Origin of the sequence: Streptomyces sp. NPDC058646, from assembly GCF_042716875.1 — a bacterium.
GTDB lineage: Bacteria > Actinomycetota > Actinomycetes > Streptomycetales > Streptomycetaceae > Streptomyces.
In genome coordinates this window covers 211,889-228,463 of the sequence record NZ_JBHXRK010000007.1, presented here as the reverse complement: position 1 = coordinate 228,463, position 16,575 = coordinate 211,889, and the positions used below count along the sequence as shown (strand labels likewise).

General features: G+C 70.6%; 16 protein-coding genes, 2 tRNA genes and 1 pseudogene. 4 read left to right on the top strand and 15 right to left on the bottom strand.

Annotated elements, in window-relative coordinates:
• Nucleotides 1-17 precede the first annotated feature (17 nt).
• The 5 genes and pseudogenes from ACFWUZ_RS11580 to ACFWUZ_RS11560 form a co-directional block, all read right to left on the bottom strand.
• A pseudogene (locus ACFWUZ_RS11580) lies at nt 18-899 on the bottom strand (class E sortase); the annotation flags it as partial.
• Entirely contained in the window at nt 854-1,492 is a 639-nt protein-coding gene (locus ACFWUZ_RS11575; RefSeq protein WP_384370776.1) for an aminodeoxychorismate/anthranilate synthase component II, read from the bottom strand. The gene ACFWUZ_RS11575 and the pseudogene ACFWUZ_RS11580, both read right to left, overlap by 46 nt.
• Entirely contained in the window at nt 1,489-1,665 is a 177-nt protein-coding gene (locus ACFWUZ_RS11570; RefSeq protein WP_266935629.1) for a hypothetical protein, read from the bottom strand. Before ACFWUZ_RS11570 ends, ACFWUZ_RS11575 begins: the two co-directional genes overlap by 4 nt.
• Before the next feature lie 88 nt (nt 1,666-1,753).
• The gene (locus ACFWUZ_RS11565; RefSeq protein WP_384370774.1) at nt 1,754-2,530 is read right to left on the bottom strand and encodes a class E sortase; all 777 of its coding nucleotides are present in this window, start codon (nt 2,528-2,530) and stop codon (nt 1,754-1,756) included.
• Nucleotides 2,502-3,275: a DUF881 domain-containing protein gene (locus ACFWUZ_RS11560; RefSeq protein ID WP_384370772.1), complete on the bottom strand. Its 774-nt coding sequence runs from the start codon at nt 3,273-3,275 to the stop codon at nt 2,502-2,504. Before ACFWUZ_RS11560 ends, ACFWUZ_RS11565 begins: the two co-directional genes overlap by 29 nt.
• 91 nt (nt 3,276-3,366) lie before the next feature.
• Here ACFWUZ_RS11560 and crgA point away from each other — a divergent pair, with 91 nt between their 5' ends.
• A complete protein-coding gene (gene crgA, locus ACFWUZ_RS11555) occupies nt 3,367-3,621 on the top strand; it encodes a cell division protein CrgA (protein ID WP_384370770.1) in 255 nt (84 codons plus the stop codon).
• Between the two features lie 115 nt (nt 3,622-3,736).
• On the opposite strand, the gene ACFWUZ_RS11550 is transcribed toward crgA, so the two are convergent.
• Entirely contained in the window at nt 3,737-4,621 is an 885-nt protein-coding gene (locus ACFWUZ_RS11550; protein ID WP_384370768.1) for a rhomboid family intramembrane serine protease, read from the bottom strand.
• A gap of 104 nt (nt 4,622-4,725) precedes the next feature.
• On the bottom strand, nt 4,726-5,253 hold the full coding sequence (locus ACFWUZ_RS11545) for a peptidylprolyl isomerase (protein WP_384370766.1): 528 nt from the start codon (nt 5,251-5,253) through the stop codon (nt 4,726-4,728).
• Nucleotides 5,254-5,428: 175 nt separating this feature from the next.
• Here ACFWUZ_RS11545 and ACFWUZ_RS11540 point away from each other — a divergent pair, with 175 nt between their 5' ends.
• Entirely contained in the window at nt 5,429-6,124 is a 696-nt protein-coding gene (locus tag ACFWUZ_RS11540) for a DUF5324 family protein (RefSeq protein WP_384370862.1), read from the top strand.
• A 98-nt stretch (nt 6,125-6,222) separates the two neighbouring features.
• Here the strand turns inward: ACFWUZ_RS11540 and ACFWUZ_RS11535 are convergent, their stop codons facing one another.
• Nucleotides 6,223-6,768, bottom strand: a complete 546-nt coding sequence (locus ACFWUZ_RS11535; protein ID WP_384370764.1) for a LysM peptidoglycan-binding domain-containing protein — start codon at nt 6,766-6,768, stop codon at nt 6,223-6,225.
• Nucleotides 6,769-6,941: 173 nt separating this feature from the next.
• A tRNA-Ala gene (locus ACFWUZ_RS11530) sits at nt 6,942-7,014 on the bottom strand.
• A gap of 161 nt (nt 7,015-7,175) precedes the next feature.
• Here ACFWUZ_RS11530 and ACFWUZ_RS11525 point away from each other — a divergent pair.
• Together ACFWUZ_RS11525 and ACFWUZ_RS11520 are read left to right on the top strand one after the other, a co-directional pair.
• Nucleotides 7,176-7,724, top strand: coding sequence for a helix-turn-helix domain-containing protein (locus ACFWUZ_RS11525; RefSeq protein ID WP_384370762.1), 549 nt, complete (start codon nt 7,176-7,178; stop codon nt 7,722-7,724).
• A 44-nt stretch (nt 7,725-7,768) separates the two neighbouring features.
• On the top strand, nt 7,769-9,061 hold the full coding sequence (locus ACFWUZ_RS11520) for a serine/threonine-protein kinase (RefSeq protein ID WP_384370760.1): 1,293 nt from the start codon (nt 7,769-7,771) through the stop codon (nt 9,059-9,061).
• Here ACFWUZ_RS11520 and ACFWUZ_RS11515 read toward each other — a convergent pair.
• The 6 genes from ACFWUZ_RS11515 to gyrB all read right to left on the bottom strand — a co-directional run bounded on the left by ACFWUZ_RS11515 (nt 9,048) and on the right by gyrB (nt 16,313).
• Nucleotides 9,048-10,373, bottom strand: a complete 1,326-nt coding sequence (locus ACFWUZ_RS11515; protein WP_384370758.1) for a hypothetical protein — start codon at nt 10,371-10,373, stop codon at nt 9,048-9,050. The genes ACFWUZ_RS11520 and ACFWUZ_RS11515 overlap by 14 nt on opposite strands.
• Before the next feature lie 122 nt (nt 10,374-10,495).
• On the bottom strand, nt 10,496-10,630 hold the full coding sequence (locus ACFWUZ_RS11510) for a DLW-39 family protein (protein WP_208809277.1): 135 nt from the start codon (nt 10,628-10,630) through the stop codon (nt 10,496-10,498).
• Between the two features lie 145 nt (nt 10,631-10,775).
• A tRNA-Ile gene (locus ACFWUZ_RS11505) sits at nt 10,776-10,849 on the bottom strand.
• Between the two features lie 95 nt (nt 10,850-10,944).
• Nucleotides 10,945-11,577 (bottom strand): DUF3566 domain-containing protein, encoded by a 633-nt coding sequence (locus ACFWUZ_RS11500; RefSeq protein WP_384370756.1) that lies wholly within the window; start codon nt 11,575-11,577, stop codon nt 10,945-10,947.
• Between the two features lie 3 nt (nt 11,578-11,580).
• Nucleotides 11,581-14,202, bottom strand: coding sequence for a DNA gyrase subunit A (gene gyrA / locus ACFWUZ_RS11495; RefSeq protein ID WP_384370754.1), 2,622 nt, complete (start codon nt 14,200-14,202; stop codon nt 11,581-11,583).
• A 41-nt stretch (nt 14,203-14,243) separates the two neighbouring features.
• Nucleotides 14,244-16,313 (bottom strand): DNA topoisomerase (ATP-hydrolyzing) subunit B, encoded by a 2,070-nt coding sequence (gyrB, locus tag ACFWUZ_RS11490; protein ID WP_384370752.1) that lies wholly within the window; start codon nt 16,311-16,313, stop codon nt 14,244-14,246.
• Between the last annotated feature and the right edge of the window lie 262 nt (nt 16,314-16,575).

Genomic DNA, 16,575 nt, shown 5'->3' with positions numbered 1-16,575 from the left:
ATTCGTCCTTCGGGCGGCTACGGGGTGTCCAGCGCGGGCGGCGGGCCCTGGCTGCGGGGGCGTTCCTCGGTCATCCTGCCCCATACGATCATCCGATAGGTGCTGGTGAACTCGGGGGTGCAGGTCGTCATCGTGAGGTACCGGCCCGGGGACGTGAACCCGGACCCCTCCGGGACGGGCTTCAGCACCGCCACGTTGCTCGGCGGCGTCTGCGCCAGCGACGAGGTCGTCTCGTACGTGTAGTAGGCGTCCCGCGTCTCGACGACGACGGGGTCCCCCGGCACCAGCCGGTTGATGAAGCGGAACGGCTCGCCGTGCGTGTTGCGGTGTCCGGCCACCGCGAAGTTCCCCTGCGGGTCCGCCGGCATCGCGGTCTTCAGCGCACCCTCGCTGTAGTGCCCGACCATCCCGCGGTCCAGCACCTTCGGCTTGCTGATGCCCTCCGCCACGGGCACCTTCACGTCCAGCTTGGGGATGTGCAGGATGGCGAAGCCCTGCCCGGGCTCGAAGGCCGACACCGGCGGCGCGGCCGCCGCGCCGCCCGGCCCGCCCGCCCCCGCCTGGCGCTCCCACGTCTGCTCCAGCGAGCCGGCCGCCCCGTCCGCCGTGCGCTGCGCCAGCAGGTTCGTGTACCAGAGCTGGTAGGCGACGAACAGCAGCATCACCAGGCCCAGCGTGATGAACAGCTCCCCGCCCAGCCGGCTCGCGACGACCAGCGGCCCGCCCGACACCGGCCGCCTGCGCCGCCGCCCGCCGCGCCTGCGCGTGCGTCTGGCGGCCCGTTTCGCGGCCTCCTGGGCCGCCCTGCGCCGCGCGGCCCGGCCCTCGGTGGGCGCGGACGGCGCGACCGCCGTCACGCGACGGCCTTGCCCACCACCGGGGCCAGCCCCACCGAGCGCTCCACGGCACCCGTGTCACCGCAGCGCACCAGCCAGTTCGCGAGCATCCGGTGGCCCCACTCGGTCAGCACCGACTCGGGGTGGAACTGCACGCCTTCCACGTCGTGCTCCCGGTGGCGCAGCCCCATGATGATCCCGTCCTCCGTCCGTGCCGTGACCTCCAGCGCGCCGGGGAGGGTCAGCGGCTCGGCGGCGAGGGAGTGGTAGCGCGTCGCGGTGAACGGCGACGGCAGGCCCGCGAAGACCCCCAGCCCCTCGTGCACCACGGGCGAGGTCTTTCCGTGGAGCAGTTCGGGGGCCCGGCCCACGACCCCTCCGTACGCGACCGCCATGGACTGCATGCCGAGACACACGCCGAAGACCGGGACGCCCGTCGTGGCGCAGTGCCGGACCATGTCGACGCAGACCCCCGCCTCTTCCGGCGTGCCCGGGCCGGGGGACAGCAGGACCCCGTCGAAGCCGTCCTGCGCGTGCGAGAGCTCCACCTCGTCGTTGCGCAGCACCTCGCATTCGGCGCCGAGCTGGTAGAGGTACTGGACCAGGTTGAAGACAAAGCTGTCGTAGTTGTCCACGACCAGAATGCGCGCGCTCACGGAGTGACTCCCGATCCCTCGTCCACCGTCACATCGTTGAACGGGAGGAGCGGCTCGGCCCACGGGAAGACGTACTGGAACAGCACGAACACCACCGCGAGGACCAGTACGAGTGAGATCAGCGCGCGCACCCACGCGTTGCCCGGCAGATGCCGCCAGATCCAGCCGTACATTCCGTCTGATTCCTTTTCCGTCCACGATCGTCCCGCACCGCAGGGGCGGTACGCGAACAGACTAAAGGCAGCGGCCCGACCAGGGGGGTCAGCTCGGCAAACCCTCCGGCCTGCCCTGCGCCGCGGTCCGGGTCCCGGTCAGCTCGGCCCAGACGACCAGCCGGTGGCTGTGGCCCCACTCGGGATCGCAGGTCGTCAGCGTCAGGTACCGGCCGGGGGTGGTGAACGGCGAGCGCTGCGGGACCGGGTCGACCACCCCGACCTCGGTCGGCAGGGTGCGCAGGGGCCCGCCGCGGATCGTGTAGGTGTACCAGGTCGTCGCGTCCTTGAGGATCACGGCGTCGCCCGCGCGCAGCCGGGGGAAGTCCTTGAAGGGGTCGCCGTGGGTCCGCCGGTGTCCCGCGACCGCGAAGTTCCCCGTCCCCCCGAGCCGCGCGGTGCCCTCGTAGTGGCCCAGGCCCTTCTTCAGCAGTTCGGTGCCGGTGCCCTCCAGGACGGGCTTGTTCCAGTCGGGGCCGAAGCGCGGGACGTACATCTCGGCGAAGGCCCTGCCCGCGGGGTAGGCGGCCGGCTCCGGCGGGACGGGGGCCGGCTGCGCGGGGGAGGGGGAGGGCGGGAGGGACGGGAAGGACGGGGAGGACTGCGGGGCGGCCCCGGCCGCTGCCGACCAGTGGTGGCGCAGCCGCTCCATCTCGCCGTCCATGGCCCGGTCCGCCCTGACCCCGGTCCACAGCAGGACGTACGCCACGAAGAGCACGATCAGCGTGCCCGCCGTCAGGCACACCTCGCTGAACGTCCGTACCACCAGGCGCAGTACGACGTCAGGGCGTGGTCGTTCACGGCGTGGCCGCCACCGGCTTCGCATAGTGGAGGTCCACTGTGCCGGAGTAGCCGGGAAGTGTCAGCGCCCTGTGCTCGTCGACTTTCCAGCCGAGGCCGTACGCGTTCACGTACAGCTGGTAGTTCTGCAGGGCCGGGGAGGCCGCGAGGGCCTTGCGCAGCGCGCCCGGGTCGCCGACCGCCGAGACCTTGTACGGAGGCGAGTACACCCGGCCCTGGAGGATCAGGGTGTTGCCCACGCAGCGCACCGCGCTGGTGGAGATCAGCCGCTGGTCCATGACCTGGATGCCCTCGGCGCCGCCCTGCCAGAGCGCGTTCACCACGGCCTGGAGGTCCTGCTGGTGGATCACCAGGTCGTTGGGGTGCGGCTCGGGCACGTTCGGGATGCGGGCGGTGGCGTTCGGCGGGGCATCGTTGAGGGTGACCGTCAGCCCCTTGCCGGACAGCTCCTCGGTGCCCGCGGCGGCGCGCAGGGCCGCCATCTCGGCGTCCTCGGCCCTGGTCCGTCCGTCGTCGCGCTCGGCGAGGGCGTCCACCCGGCTGCGGACCGCTCCGGTGGTCTCCTCCAGCTCGGCGTTGCTGTGGCTGCGCTCCTCGATGAGGTCGGACAGCCGGAGGAGTGACGCGTCCGTGCGGATGTTCGTACCCTTGGAGGTGTTGAAACTGGTGACGAAGATGAGCCCGGCCAGGGCGAAGACGGCGGCCGTCAGCAGCCGGACCGGTCTGGCACGGCGACGGGGACCCGCGGAGGAGTCGTCGGAATCGCTCAACGTACCCTTCTCCTTCAACGCCACAGGTCCACTACGCTAACGGACGCCCGGGGCAGGCAAGGTCCCCAGCGCATCGACAGGAGAGCCCCTCGTGCCGAAGTCACGTATCCGCAAGAAGGACGACTACACGCCGCCGCCGGCGAGGCAGGCGCAGGCCATCAGGCTGACGAACCGCAGCTGGGTCGCCCCGGTCATGCTGGCGTTCTTCCTGATCGGACTCGCCTGGATCGTCGTCTTCTACGTGACCGATACCCAGCTGCCCGTCGAGGCGCTGGGCAATTGGAACATCGTGGTCGGTTTCGGCTTCATCGCGGCGGGATTCGGCGTGTCCACGCAGTGGAAGTAGCACCAACCGGTCTCTGACGGAAGCTCTCCCCATGAGTTATCCACAGCGTCATCCACACCTGAGGAAAAGACAGAAGATCTGTGGATAACTCTGTGGAGAGTTGACGCCGGTGTGATCAGGTGAGCGCCGTGAGTTCGGCCGTGCGGGCCAGGATCACCGCGCCCACCAGCAGGAACACCGCCACACAGGTCCCCCACTGGATGAGCGCGCGGTTCCTGCCGGTGGCGGGCCGGAGCATGCCCAGCCCGACCAGGGCGCCGGTGACCAGACCGCCGACATGGGCCTGCCAGGAGACGTTCAGCGACCCGCCGAGGGGCACGAAGGTCAGCACCAGCATCAGGCCGACCATGATGATGACCGGGCGCATCTCGTACCGCAGGCGGCGGACCAGGACGACGGTGGCGCCGAGCAGCCCGAAGACGGCGCCCGACGCTCCGAGCGTCGGGGTGTTCGGCGCCGTCAGCAGATAGACGAGGGCGCTTCCGCCCAGGCCCGACAGCAGGTAGACGGCGAGGTAGCGGGCCCGGCCCAGCGCTGCCTCCAGCGGGCCGCCGATGACCCACAGGCCGATCATGTTGCCGATGATGTGCCACCACTCGACGTGCAGGAACACCGAGCTCAGCAGCCGGTGGTACTCGCCGGTGGAGATCCCTTCGACGGGACCGCCGAGGAACTCGCGGTAGCGGCCGAGCAGCTCCAGCCGGATCACCACGGCCGGGGCGACCAGCCCCACGAAGAACACCGCGGCATTGATCCCGATCAGCACCTTGGTGACGAGCTGGGGATCCGCGGCCACCGTCCCGCCCGCGAGGGTGCGCGGCGCGCCGGCGGCGGGCCGGTGCCCCGTACCCGAGCCCTCGCGGACGCACTCGGGGCACTGGAAGCCGACCGAGGCGCTGATCATGCAGTCGGTGCAGATCGGGCGCTCGCAGCGGGTGCAGCTGATGCCCGTGTCGCGGTCCGGGTGGCGGTAGCAGCCCGGCAGACGGTCGGTGTCCATCGGTCCCCTCGGTCAGCTGCGGGGCAGGGGGTGCCCCCCGCCGGTCCGGTATGTATCGAGGACGGACGGGCCGGGCGGAAGGTTCCCGGCCTGATCCGGACCGGTCAGCGCTTCTCGACGACGACGGACTGGATGATCACGTCGTCCAGGGGACGCTCGGTGCGCGGGTTGGTGGGGGCGCCGGCGATGGCGTCCACGACCGCCCGGCCGGCCTTGTCGGTGACCTCGCCGAAGATGGTGTGCTTGCGCGTGAGCCAGGCGGTGGGGGCGACGGTGATGAAGAACTGCGAGCCGTTGGTGCCCGGGCCCGCGTTCGCCATGGCCAGCAGGTAGGGCTTGGTGAAGGCCAGGTCGGGGTGGAACTCGTCGGCGAACTGGTAGCCCGGGCCGCCGGTCCCGTTGCCGAGCGGGTCGCCGCCCTGGATCATGAAGCCGCTGATGACGCGGTGGAAGACGGTGCCGTCGTAGAGCGGGTCCGTGGTCTTCTGGCCGTCGGTGGGGCGGGTCCACTCGCGGGCACCCGTGGCCAGCTCCACGAAGTTCCGGACGGTCTTGGGAGCGAAGTTCGGGAACAGCTCGATCTCGATGTCGCCGCGGTTCGTCTTCAGGGTGGCGTAGAGCTTCTCGGCCACGGATCTGCCTTCCCTCGTCATCACTGTCGGTCAGATCCTCGCACGGAGCGCAGCGGAGCACAGAAAATCGCCCACTCGCATGCCCTGTCACGCATGCCCGGGGGCAACAGGGCAGGCATGATCCGACAAAGGGTGGAAAGGTGAATCTGTGTCCGCCACCGAGGAGGAGGATCCCGTGACCGGCAAGGACAGCGTGCGCCTGGCAGCCGAGAGCGCCAAGGAGAGTGTGAGGCACGCGGCGGAAGTGGTGGCGCCCTACGCAGAGTCCGCCAAGGATGCCGCGGTGCATTACGCGCATGAGGCGAATGAGCGGCTGGCGCCCAAGATGTCGTACGCGGCCGGCGAGGCCGCACGGCAGGCCCGAACGACCTACGAGTGCCACCTGCATCCACGGATCAAGGCGGCGCGCGCCCACGTGCCGCCCCACGTGGACCGGGCGGCGACCAAGGCGGTGCGGCAGACCCGCATCGCGGCCCGGCAGGCGGCCGACTACACCCAGCCGCGGATCGAGAGTGCGATCGCGGCGGCCCAGCCGGTGGCCGAGGAGGCCGCTTCCCGGTCGACGGCTGCGGTGCTGGCGCTGCGCGGCCAGGTGTCGCCCAAGGAGATCCAGCGGCTGGTGCGCCGCCACGAGCGGCGGGCCCGTACGGGGCGCCTGCTCAAGGGCGTGGCGCTGGTCGGCCTGCTCGCGGGCGGCGCCTTCGCGGCGTGGAAGTGGTGGGACCAGCAGTCGAACCCCGACTGGCTCGTCGAGCCCCCGGCAGCCACCGAGCTGTCGGGGCGCGACGCCGAGCCGGCGAGCTTCGACGACGAGCTGGCGGCGAAGGAGCGCGAGGTGGGCTCCGGTACCGCGGAGGACAAGCAGCTCTGAGGACGGGCAGCCCCCGCGCTCGTGGCCGAAGGGGCCCGGATCCGGCAAAAGGATCCGGGCCCCTTCGGCCTGCCGCCCCCGAGACGCGCGAGGCCCCGCTACGGGAGGGTGAGCACCATGCCGGGGCGGATGAGGTCCGGGTCGGGGCCGACGACGCCCTTGTTCATGGCGTAGAGCTCGCGCCAGCGGGCCTCGTTGCCCAGCTCGCGGCGGGCGATCGCGGAGAGCGAGTCACCGGGCCTGACGGTGTACGTGCGCTTCTCGGCGGCGGGCGCCGGCTTGACCGGGCTGGCGGGCACGGCCTTGTGCGCCGCCGAGGCGGGCGTCGGCGTGTGCGGGGCCCCTGGCCGGGTGGCGGCCGCGGCGGGCTTCGGCGGCATCCCGGCCCGCCCGGGCGTGGCGGGCACGGCCTTGTGCGCGGCGGACGAAGGGGTCGGCATGGCCGGCGCGGCCTTCGGCGCGGGCTTGGGCGGTGCGGCGGCCGCCATCCGCTCGGCGGCGGCCCGGGTGGCCGAGGCCGCGTCGGCCGCCGGGCTCGCGGGCCTCGCCGCCGCGGACGCCTGCTGCTGCACCTGCTCCTGCGTCTTCTCGGCGGCCTCGTGCTGCTTCTTCTTGTCGGACTTCAGGAAGTCGAAGAGTCCCATGTCTGTACGCCTCCGGCGTGGTTCGCCCCCTCGGCGCGATGCCTTCCCCCACTCTCGGCCACCGGGCCCCGCCCGGCCCAGTGACTGGGCCGTCCGGGGGACGGACCCGGTCGGCCCCGGAGGACAAAAAGACCCCCTGACTGCGTTTCCGCAGGTCAGAGGGTCTTTGATTGTGGAGCCTAGGAGATTCGAACTCCTGACATCTGCCTTGCAAAGGCAGCGCTCTACCAACTGAGCTAAGGCCCCGTGAAACGGGCGTGACCGTGCCCCGGACGGGGAGCGGCCGTTCCGCAGAACAGAGTACCGGGTGTACCCCCTCATCCCGCAAAATGATAGGGACTCCCGCCCCGCGACCACTCTCCGTAAGATGCTCGCGAGGTTCGCACCAGCGAAGGGGAGTAGGACGCGTGGACGCAGTTCAGCAAGAGGCTACGGCCAGAGCCAGAGAGCTTCAGCGCAGTTGGTACGGGGAGCCCCTCGGAGCCCTCTTCCGCCGGCTCATAGATGATCTCGGTCTGAACCAGGCCCGCCTCGCTGCCGTCCTCGGACTGTCGGCGCCCATGCTGTCCCAGCTGATGAGCGGCCAGCGCGCCAAGATCGGCAATCCTGCCGTCGTCCAGCGCGTCCAGGCCCTCCAGGACCTCGCAGGCCAGGTGGCCGACGGGAGCGTCAGCGCGGCGGAGGCCACCGACCGGATGGACGAGATCAAGAAGACCCAGGGGGGCTCCGTCCTCAGCAGCAGCGGGCAGACCGCCACCGGCTCGGGCGCCCCCACCGTCAAGCGCGTCGTACGGGAGATCCAGTCGCTTCTGCGCTCGGTCTCCGCGGCCGGCGACATCATCGACGCGGCGGACTCCCTCGCCCCCAGCCATCCGGAACTGGCAGAGTTCCTCCGGGTGTACGGGGCGGGCCGCACCGCCGACGCGGTCGCCCACTACGAGGCCCACCAGAACTGACACGCACGGCAGCGGACGACGGGTGACGGGGGACGGGCACAGCGATGGGTGAGGTCTTCGCCGGTCGGTACGAGCTGATCGATCCGATCGGGCGCGGTGGCGCGGGCGCCGTCTGGCGCGCCTGGGACCACCGGCGCCGCCGTTACGTGGCCGCCAAGGTCCTCCTGCAGAGCGACGCCCACACGCTCCTGCGCTTCGTGCGGGAGCAGGCCCTGCGCATCGACCACCCGCACGTGCTGGCCCCGGCCAGCTGGGCGGCGGACGACGACAAGGTCCTCTTCACCATGGACCTGGTCGGCGGAGGTTCCCTGGGCCACGTGATCGGGGACTACGGGCCGCTGCCGCCCCGTTTCGTGTGCGCGCTGCTCGACCAGCTCCTGTCGGGGCTGGCGGCGGTCCACGCGGAGGGCGTGGTCCACCGCGACATCAAACCGGCCAACATCCTGATGGAGGCCACCGGAACCGCACGGCCGCACCTGCGGCTGTCCGACTTCGGCATCTCGATGCGCAAGGGCGAACCGCGCCTGACCGAGACCGACTACGTCGTCGGTACGCCGGGTTATTTCGCCCCGGAACAACTCATGGGCGCCGAACCGGACTTCCCCGCGGACCTCTTCGCCGTCGGACTGGTCGCCCTGTACCTCCTGCAGGGCCGCAAGCCCGATTCCCGGGCCCTGGTGGAGCACTTCCTCGCGCACGGCACCCCCGGCCCGCCGGAGCGCGTCCCCGCGCCCCTGTGGGACGTCCTCGCCGGTCTCCTGCAGCCGGACCCGCAGAGCCGCTTCCGTACGGCCACGGGGGCCCGCAAGGCCCTCGCCGGGGCCGTGGAGCTGCTGCCGCCGCCCGGACCGGACGAGGACCCGGTGGAGGTGTTCGACCAACTCGGCCCGCTCCCCGCCGGATTCGGCCCCCAGGGGCCCCGGAGCACGGCCGCGGTGACCCCGGGGGCCCCCACGGCCGCCGGCGCGGCGCCGGGCACCCACACGGCCGCCGGTGCCGTGCCCGGCGCCCCCACGGCCTCGCCCCTGTCGGCGGAGGCCACCCGTACCGATCCCCGCGGTACCGCCCCGGCGGCGGCCGGCGCCTTCGGTGCCGCCGTGCACCCGGCGGCACCGGCCCCGTTCCCCGCCCCCGCGCCCTCCTACGGGCCCTCGGAGACCGGCAGTTTCCACCTGCCGCCGCCGGTGGCGCCCGCCCCGCTTGCGGAGCCCGTCACCGCGGTGAGCCCGGCGGCCCGCGCGGGCGTCGCACCGCCGCCGGCGAAGGTGACCGCCGGGATCCTCGCGCTGGCGCTGCTCTGCTTCGCCGTGGGCACCTGGGCCCTCACCCGGCTGTAGCGCCGCGGCCGCGCCGCGCGAGCAGCGTCCAGCCGCCCAGGGCGAGCAGCAGCAGCGTCCCGGCGGAGAACCCCGCCGCGGCCACGGCCCGCATCACGGACTGCTCGTCGGCGGCCTCGGCCGCCTCCGGCGCCGTCAGGCCCCGCTTCGCGGCGTCCCGGTCCCCGGCCGCGACGCCGAACCCCCCGGCGGCCGGACTCTCCTTGTACGCGGGCGCCCCGGCGGGGGTGCCGGCGACGTCCAGCCGCAGGGTCAGCGGCACGGGGACCGCGTCCTCGGTGAAGTCGGCGACCTTCCCGCCCATCGTCACCGCGACGTAGTACCAGCCCGCGATCCCCGCACGCTGGACGTCCGTGTCCCTGGAGAAACGGTTCTCGTAGGCGACGGGCGCGGTCTCCTCCAGGGTGACCGCGGCCTGCTTGCCGTCGTAGGAGACGTCCTTGTACGAGACCAGCCCGCGGTAGGGGCTGTACAGGGACACGGTGAGCCCGTTGGAGGCGGAGCCGTACTGCTTGGTCAGCTTGGCGGCGGCCAGTTCGGCGCTCAGGCCCAGCTGCTGGCCCCAGTCGAGCGGGACCCGGTAGAAGCGGGTCTGCCCGGGCCGCATCTCGTCGCGCCACACCCCGGAGCCCAGCGCGCGGGCGTCGTTGAAGCCCGTGCCGCCGGTACGGGGCACCGCCTCGGTCCCGGGCAGGTCCGGCGCCCCCGAGGGCCAGGTGCTGGGCGCGGCGGTCGGGGCGCCCGCGCCGCGGCCGGGCTCCCGCTGGACCTTGAGCTCCAGCGGCCAGGGGCTCTGGTCGGAGCCCTTCGCCGCGGTACGGGTCACCTTCGCGTAGTAGACGCCGGCGGGCGCGCAGTCGTCGTCCTCCGAGCCCCGGCGGACGCCCACGGCGCTGACGGGCACCGGGTCGTAGCCGAAGTTCGCGCGGCCGGTGCTCTCCGGGCAGGAGCGGCCGGCGGTGGTCATGACCTCCACCTCGATGCCGTCGCTGCCGGTCACCTTCGCGCCCGCAGCGGGCCGGACCACGGCGGACACGTAGACGTTGGACTCGTCCTTCGCCAGCACGAGCCGGTACACGCGCTCCCCGGGGGCGAGCGTGTCCGCGTAGACGCCACCGGACTTGATCTCCGGGGCGTCCGCCGTGGAGGGCTTGCCCTCGACCGGCTCGGCGCCGTCCGCGGCCCGGTACGCCGGGGCCGGCTGCGGGGCCGCCCCGTCCGCGTGCGCCGCCCCCTGCGGACCGCCTGCCACACCCAGGGCCGCCGCCCCCACCACGGCTCCGGCCCGCAGCCGCGTCCGTACCCGACCCATCACGCCCACCCCGACTTTGCTAACGCAAGCCAAATCTTTGCATAACGTAATTTTTCGTCACAGAACAGCACAAAGCCCCGGCCGCAGCGGCAGCCGGGGCTTCATGGGATCAGCCTTCGGTCTCACACACCGGAACCAGAGGGCACGGAGTCAGTTGCCTCCGTCCACAGGTCCTGCTCGGCGCGGTCCGCCTGGATCTGGCGGTACACGAGGAGCCCGCCGATGGCGGCCAGTGCGACCAGGAGCAGCTTCTTCACCGCGCGACCTCGTCTTTCGTTGACGTAGGGGACTTCTGGCGCCCAACAATACACACCGGCCGATACCGATCGGTTACCTGGTGAGCCCTCAACTGGCCCGACGACAAAGACCCCCAGGCCTGGGGCCTGGGGGTCTTCGACACTGTGGGGCTAACAGGATTTGAACCTGTGGCCTCATCCTTATCAGGGATGCGCTCTAACCAACTGAGCTATAGCCCCATCCGCGCTGCGCGCTGACTCCTGAAGGTTAGCGCACACACCCGGCAGGGCCAAAATCCGTTCCGCGGGGACGTCCCCGCAGGTCAGTCAGCGGGTCATTCGTCCTCGGCCAGCGTGAGCTCCACGCCGCCCACGAAGCCTGCCGACAGGTTGTAGATGAACGCGCCCAGCGTCGCCAGCGCCGTCGCCAGCACCACGTCGATCACCGCGATCACCGAGGTGAAGATCAGTACGCGGGGCAGCGACAGGAACGACTGGAGGTCGAACCCGTTGCTCTCGTTCGATCCGGTCGCCTCGCTGATCGTGCCGCCGACGGTCGAGAAGACGCTCATCGCGTCCATGACCATCCACAGCACCGCGGCCGCCACGACGGTGCAGATGCCCAGCGCGATCGACAGCAGGAAGCTGACCTTCATCACCGACCACGGGTCGGCCTTGGCCACCCGCAGCCGCGCCTTGCGCGTCCTGGGCGCCGTACGGGCCCCCGTGCGCGGCTTGCGCTGCGCGGCGGCCGCGGAGCCGCCGCGCGGCGCCCCCGGGCCGGAGGGGGCCGCGTAGGCCTGCGGCGGCTGGTACGGCTGCGCCGGCCCGTCCTGGCCGGCTCCGGCGGCCGCCTGCGACTTCGGCCCTCGGGTGTCCGTCACGGTTCCCCCCTGGGAGTCCGCGGCGGGGCCACGGGCACCATTCGCTCCAGTCTTGGCCGGTCCGGCGCCCGTGGCTCCACTCACGACTTACTCCTCGTGCTCCCCAGCCGAAGGCTGCGTGCCCTCGGCGGCCTCGGCGGCCGGTGCATCGGCCGCTTCGGTCCCGGTCTCTGTCTCGATCTCATCGACCTCGTCAGCTTCCTGACCGGCCTCTGCATTGCGAGCGATGCCCACCACGGCATCGCGCTTGCCCAGGTTGATCAGCTGGACGCCCATGGTGTCACGGCCGGTCTCCCTCACTTCGTTGACGCGCGTACGAATCACACCACCGCTGAGCGTGATGGCAAGGATTTCGTCCGTTTCGTCCACCACGAGTGCCCCGACGAGGGACCCGCGGTCCTCCACGATCTTGGCAGCCTTGATGCCCAGACCGCCACGGCCCTGGACGCGGTACTCGTCGACCGGCGTCCGCTTGGCGTAGCCGCCGTCGGTCGCGGTGAAGACGAACGTACCGGGCCGGACCACGCTCATGGAGAGCAGTTCGTCACCCCCGCGGAAACTCATGCCCTTCACGCCCGAGGTCGCCCGGCCCATCGGGCGCAGCGCGTCGTCGGTCGCCGTGAAGCGGATCGACTGCGCCTTCCTGCTGATCAGCAGGAGGTCGTCCTCGGCGGACACCAGCTCGGCACCGATCAGCTCGTCGTCGCTGCCGTCCTCGGTCTCCCGGAGGTTGATCGCGATGACACCGCCCGAACGGGGCGAGTCGTAGTCCTTGAGCGCCGTCTTCTTCACCAGGCCGCCCTTGGTGGCCAGGATCAGGTAGGGCGCGGCCTCGTAGTCGCGGACGGCGAGGATCTGCGCGATCTTCTCGTCCGGCTGGAAGGCCAGCAGGTTCGCCACGTGCTGCCCGCGGGCGTCGCGGCCGGCGTCCGGCAGCTCGTACGCCTTCGAACGGTAGACCCGGCCCTTGTTCGTGAAGAACAGCAGCCAGTGGTGCGTGGTGGACACGAAGAAGTGGTCGACCAGGTCGTCCTGCTTCAGCTTCGTGCCGCGCACGCCCTTGCCGCCGCGCTTCTGCGAGCGGTAGTCCTCGGTCTTGGTCCGCTTGACGTAGCCGCCGTGCGTGATGGTGACGACGATGTCCTCTTCGGCGATCAGGTCCTCCATGGACATGTCGCCGTCGAAGGGCACCAGCTTGGAACGCCGGTCGTCGCCGAACTTCTCGACGATCGCGGCCAGTTCCTCGCTGACGATCGAGCGCTGGCGCTCCTCGGAGGCCAGGATCGCGTTGTACTCGTTGATCTTGGCCTGGAGCTCGTCGTGCTCGGCGACGATCTTCTGCCGCTCCAGGGCGGCGAGGCGCCGCAGCTGCATCTCGAGGATGGCGTTCGCCTGGATCTCGTCGATCTCCAGGAGGCCCATCAGGCCCTCGCGCGCGATCTCGACCGTGTTGCTGCGCCGGATGAGCGCGATGACCTCGTCGATCGCGTCCAGAGCCTTGAGCAGGCCGCGCAGGATGTGGGCCCGCTCCTCCGCCTTGCGCAGGCGGAAGCGCGTACGCCGGACGATGACCTCGATCTGGTGCGTCACCCAGTGGCGGATGAAGGCGTCGATCGACAGCGTGCGCGGCACCCCGTCGACGAGCGCCAGCATGTTCGCGCCGAAGTTCGTCTGCAGGTCGGTGTGCTTGTAGAGGTTGTTCAGCACGACCTTGGCGACCGCGTCGCGCTTCAGGACGATCACCAGGCGCTGGCCGGTCCGCGAGGAGGTCTCGTCGCGGACGTCGGCGATGCCGCCGACCTTCCCGTCCTTGACCAGGTCCGCGATCTTCTGCGCGAGGTTGTCGGGGTTGGTCTGGTACGGGAGTTCCGTGACCACCAGGCACTGGCGGTTCTGGATCTCCTCGACCTCCACCACCGCGCGCATCGTGATGGAGCCGCGTCCCGTCCGGTACGCCTCCTCGATGCCCTTGCGGCCGACGACCAGGGCGCCCGACGGGAAGTCAGGGCCCTTGATCCGCTCCAGGAGCGCGTCGAGCAGCTCCTCGTGCGTGGCCTCCGGGTGCTCCAGCGCCCACTGCGCGCCCGCCGCGACCTCGCGGAGGTTGTGCGGCGGGATGTTGGTGGCCATCCCGACCGCGATGCCGGCGCTGCCGTTGACCAGCAGGTTCGGGAAGCGGGCCGGCAGGACCGTGGGCTCCTGGTTGCGGCCGTCGTAGTTGTCCGTGAAGTCGACGGTCTCCTCGTCGATGTCCCGGAGCATCTCCATGGCCAGCGGCATCAGCTTGCACTCGGTGTAGCGCATCGCGGCCGCCGGGTCGTTGCCCGGAGAGCCGAAGTTGCCGTTGCTGTCCACCAGCGGCATCCGCATCGACCACGGCTGGGCCAGGCGGACCAGGGCGTCGTAGATCGAGGAGTCGCCGTGCGGGTGGTAGGTGCCCATGACGTCACCGACGACGCGGGCGCACTTGTAGAAGCCCTTCTCGGGCCGGTAGCCGCCGTCGTACATCGCGTACAGCACGCGCCGGTGGACCGGCTTGAGGCCGTCCCGTACGTCCGGCAGGGCGCGGGACACGATGACGGACATCGCGTAGTCGAGGTAGGAGCGCTGCATCTCCGTCTCGAGCCCGACGGGCTCGATGCGCAGCACGGGCTGCTCCTCCTCAGGGTTCTCTGCGTTCTTGGCGGGCTGGGTGGTTTCGTCGGCCATCGCTGGTCAGAAGTCCTTTCAGGCGGTCAGCAGGGACCGACTCAGATGTCGAGGAAGCGAACGTCCTTGGCGTTGCGCTGGATGAAGGAGCGCCGTGCTTCGACGTCCTCACCCATCAGCACCGAGAACAGGTCGTCGGCCTGCGCCGCGTCGTCCAGGGTGACCTGTCCGAGGACGCGGTGGTCCACGTCCATCGTGGTGACGCGCAGTTCCTCGGCGTTCATCTCGCCCAGACCCTTGAAGCGCTGGATCGAGTCTTCCCTGATCCGCTTGCCGTTCTGCTTGCCGAGCTCCACCAGGGCGTCGCGCTCGCGGTCGGAGTACGCGTACTCGAAGTCGTCCCGGCCCCACTTGATCTTGTAGAGCGGGGGACGCGACAGGTACACGTGCCCGGCCTCGACCAGCGGCCGCATGAAGCGGAACAGGAAGGTCAGCAGCAGGGTGTTGATGTGCTGGCCGTCGACGTCGGCGTCCGCCATCAGGATGATCTTGTGGTAGCGGAGCTTGGCGATGTCGAAGTCCTCGTGCACACCCGTGCCGAAGGCGCTGATCAGCGCCTGGACCTCGGTGTTCTGGAGGATCTTGTCGATGCGCGCCTTCTCGACGTTCAGGATCTTGCCGCGGATCGGCAGGATGGCCTGGTACATCGGGTTGCGGCCGGACTTGGCGGAACCGCCGGCCGAGTCGCCCTCGACGATGAAGATCTCGCACTTCGTCGGGTCGTTCGACTGGCAGTCGCTCAGCTTGCCCGGCAGCGAGGCGCTCTCCAGCAGACCCTTGCGACGGGTCAGGTCACGGGCCTTGCGGGCCGCGACGCGGGCGGTGGCCGCCTGGATCGACTTGCGGACGATGTCCGCGGCCTCGTTCGGGTTCCGGTCGAACCAGTCGTTGAGGTGCTCGTGGACGACCTTCTGCACGAAGGTCTTCGCCTCCGTGTTGCCCAGCTTGGTCTTCGTCTGGCCCTCGAACTGCGGCTCGCCCAGCTTCACCGAGATGATCGCCGTCAGACCCTCGCGGATGTCCTCACCCGCGAGGTTGTCGTCCTTCTCGCGCAGCAGCTTCTTCTCGCGCGCGTAGCGGTTGACCAGACCGGTCAGCGCCGCGCGGAAGCCCTCTTCGTGCGTACCGCCCTCGTGCGTGTGGATCGTGTTCGCGAAGGAGTAGACACCCTCCGTGTACTGCGAGTTCCACTGCATCGCGATCTCGACCGAGAGCATCCGCTCCTTGTCCTCGGACTCGACGTCGATGACCGTCGGGTGGATCAGCTCGCCCTTGCGGGAGTTGAGGTACTTCACGAAGTCGACGATGCCGCCCTCGTAGTAGTACTTCACCGTCCGCGCCGTGGGCTCCGCCGTGTCCGCGTCCGGGTCGTCCGCGCCGACCGTCGCCTTCGCCGAATCGCGCTCGTCGGTCAGCGACAGGGTCAGGCCCTTGTTCAGGAAGGCCATCTCCTGGAAGCGCCGCGAGAGCGTCTCGAAGGAGTACTCGGTCGTCTCGAAGATGTCGCCGTCGGCCCAGAACGTGACCGTGGTGCCGGTGGCGTCGGTCTCCTCGTTCTTCGCCAGCGCCGCCGTGGGGGCGCCGAGCTTGTAGTCCTGGGTCCAGCGGTAGCCGTCACGCCGGACCTCGACCGCGACCTTCGTCGACAGGGCGTTCACGACGGAGACACCCACACCGTGCAGACCGCCGGAGACCGCGTAGCCGCCGCCGCCGAACTTGCCGCCCGCGTGCAGGACCGTCAGCACGACCTCGACGGCCGGCTTGCCCTCGGACGGCACGATGTCGACGGGGATGCCGCGGCCGTTGTCGACCACGCGCACCCCGCCGTCGGCGAGGATCGTCACGTCGATGGTGTCCGCGTGCCCGGCCAGCGCCTCGTCGACCGAGTTGTCGACCACCTCGTAGACGAGGTGGTGCAGACCGCGCTCACCCGTCGACCCGATGTACATGCCTGGCCGCTTGCGGACCGCGTCCAGGCCCTCCAGGACCTGGATGTTGCTGCCGGTGTACGAGGACTGGTTCGCCCCCCCGGCCTCGCCGTCGACTGTGGACTCGTTCTTCTCGTTGGGGTTGCCGGAATCGGCCACGAAGCGCCCTTTCTGGCACAGCACAGGCCGAACTCCGGGCCAGCAGGCATGCAAGCAGGAGCGGCTGCGTCGATCTGCGTTGTCAGCTTTTGTCAGCGGTACTGAAACTGGGATCCCGCAAGCGGGCGGGATTCGCTTCAGTCTACCGGTACCGCCGACATGAATGGGGGTTTGCCGGTACCTGAGTCCGCATGTGCCGCCCTGAACCTCCTCTCTCCGACTCCCCATATCCGGGAAGGGGCTCAAAGAGGCTCACACGGGCACCCAGCGCTTCGGGCTGTCAACC

What these genes read in the sequence shown, in the direction of transcription:
- ACFWUZ_RS11570 (WP_266935629.1), bottom strand. Translation starts at nt 1,665, where the DNA reads ATGTACGGCTGGATCTGGCGGCATCTGCCGGGCAACGCGTGGGTGCGC.
- ACFWUZ_RS11565 (WP_384370774.1), bottom strand. Translation starts at nt 2,530, where the DNA reads ATGCGAAGCCGGTGGCGGCCACGCCGTGAACGACCACGCCCTGACGTC.
- ACFWUZ_RS11535 (WP_384370764.1), bottom strand. Translation starts at nt 6,768, where the DNA reads ATGGGACTCTTCGACTTCCTGAAGTCCGACAAGAAGAAGCAGCACGAG.
- gyrA (WP_384370754.1), bottom strand. Translation starts at nt 14,202, where the DNA reads ATGGCCGACGAAACCACCCAGCCCGCCAAGAACGCAGAGAACCCTGAG.
- ACFWUZ_RS11550 (WP_384370768.1), bottom strand. Translation starts at nt 4,621, where the DNA reads ATGGACACCGACCGTCTGCCGGGCTGCTACCGCCACCCGGACCGCGAC.
- ACFWUZ_RS11520 (WP_384370760.1), top strand. Translation starts at nt 7,769, where the DNA reads ATGGGTGAGGTCTTCGCCGGTCGGTACGAGCTGATCGATCCGATCGGG.
- ACFWUZ_RS11515 (WP_384370758.1), bottom strand. Translation starts at nt 10,373, where the DNA reads ATGGGTCGGGTACGGACGCGGCTGCGGGCCGGAGCCGTGGTGGGGGCG.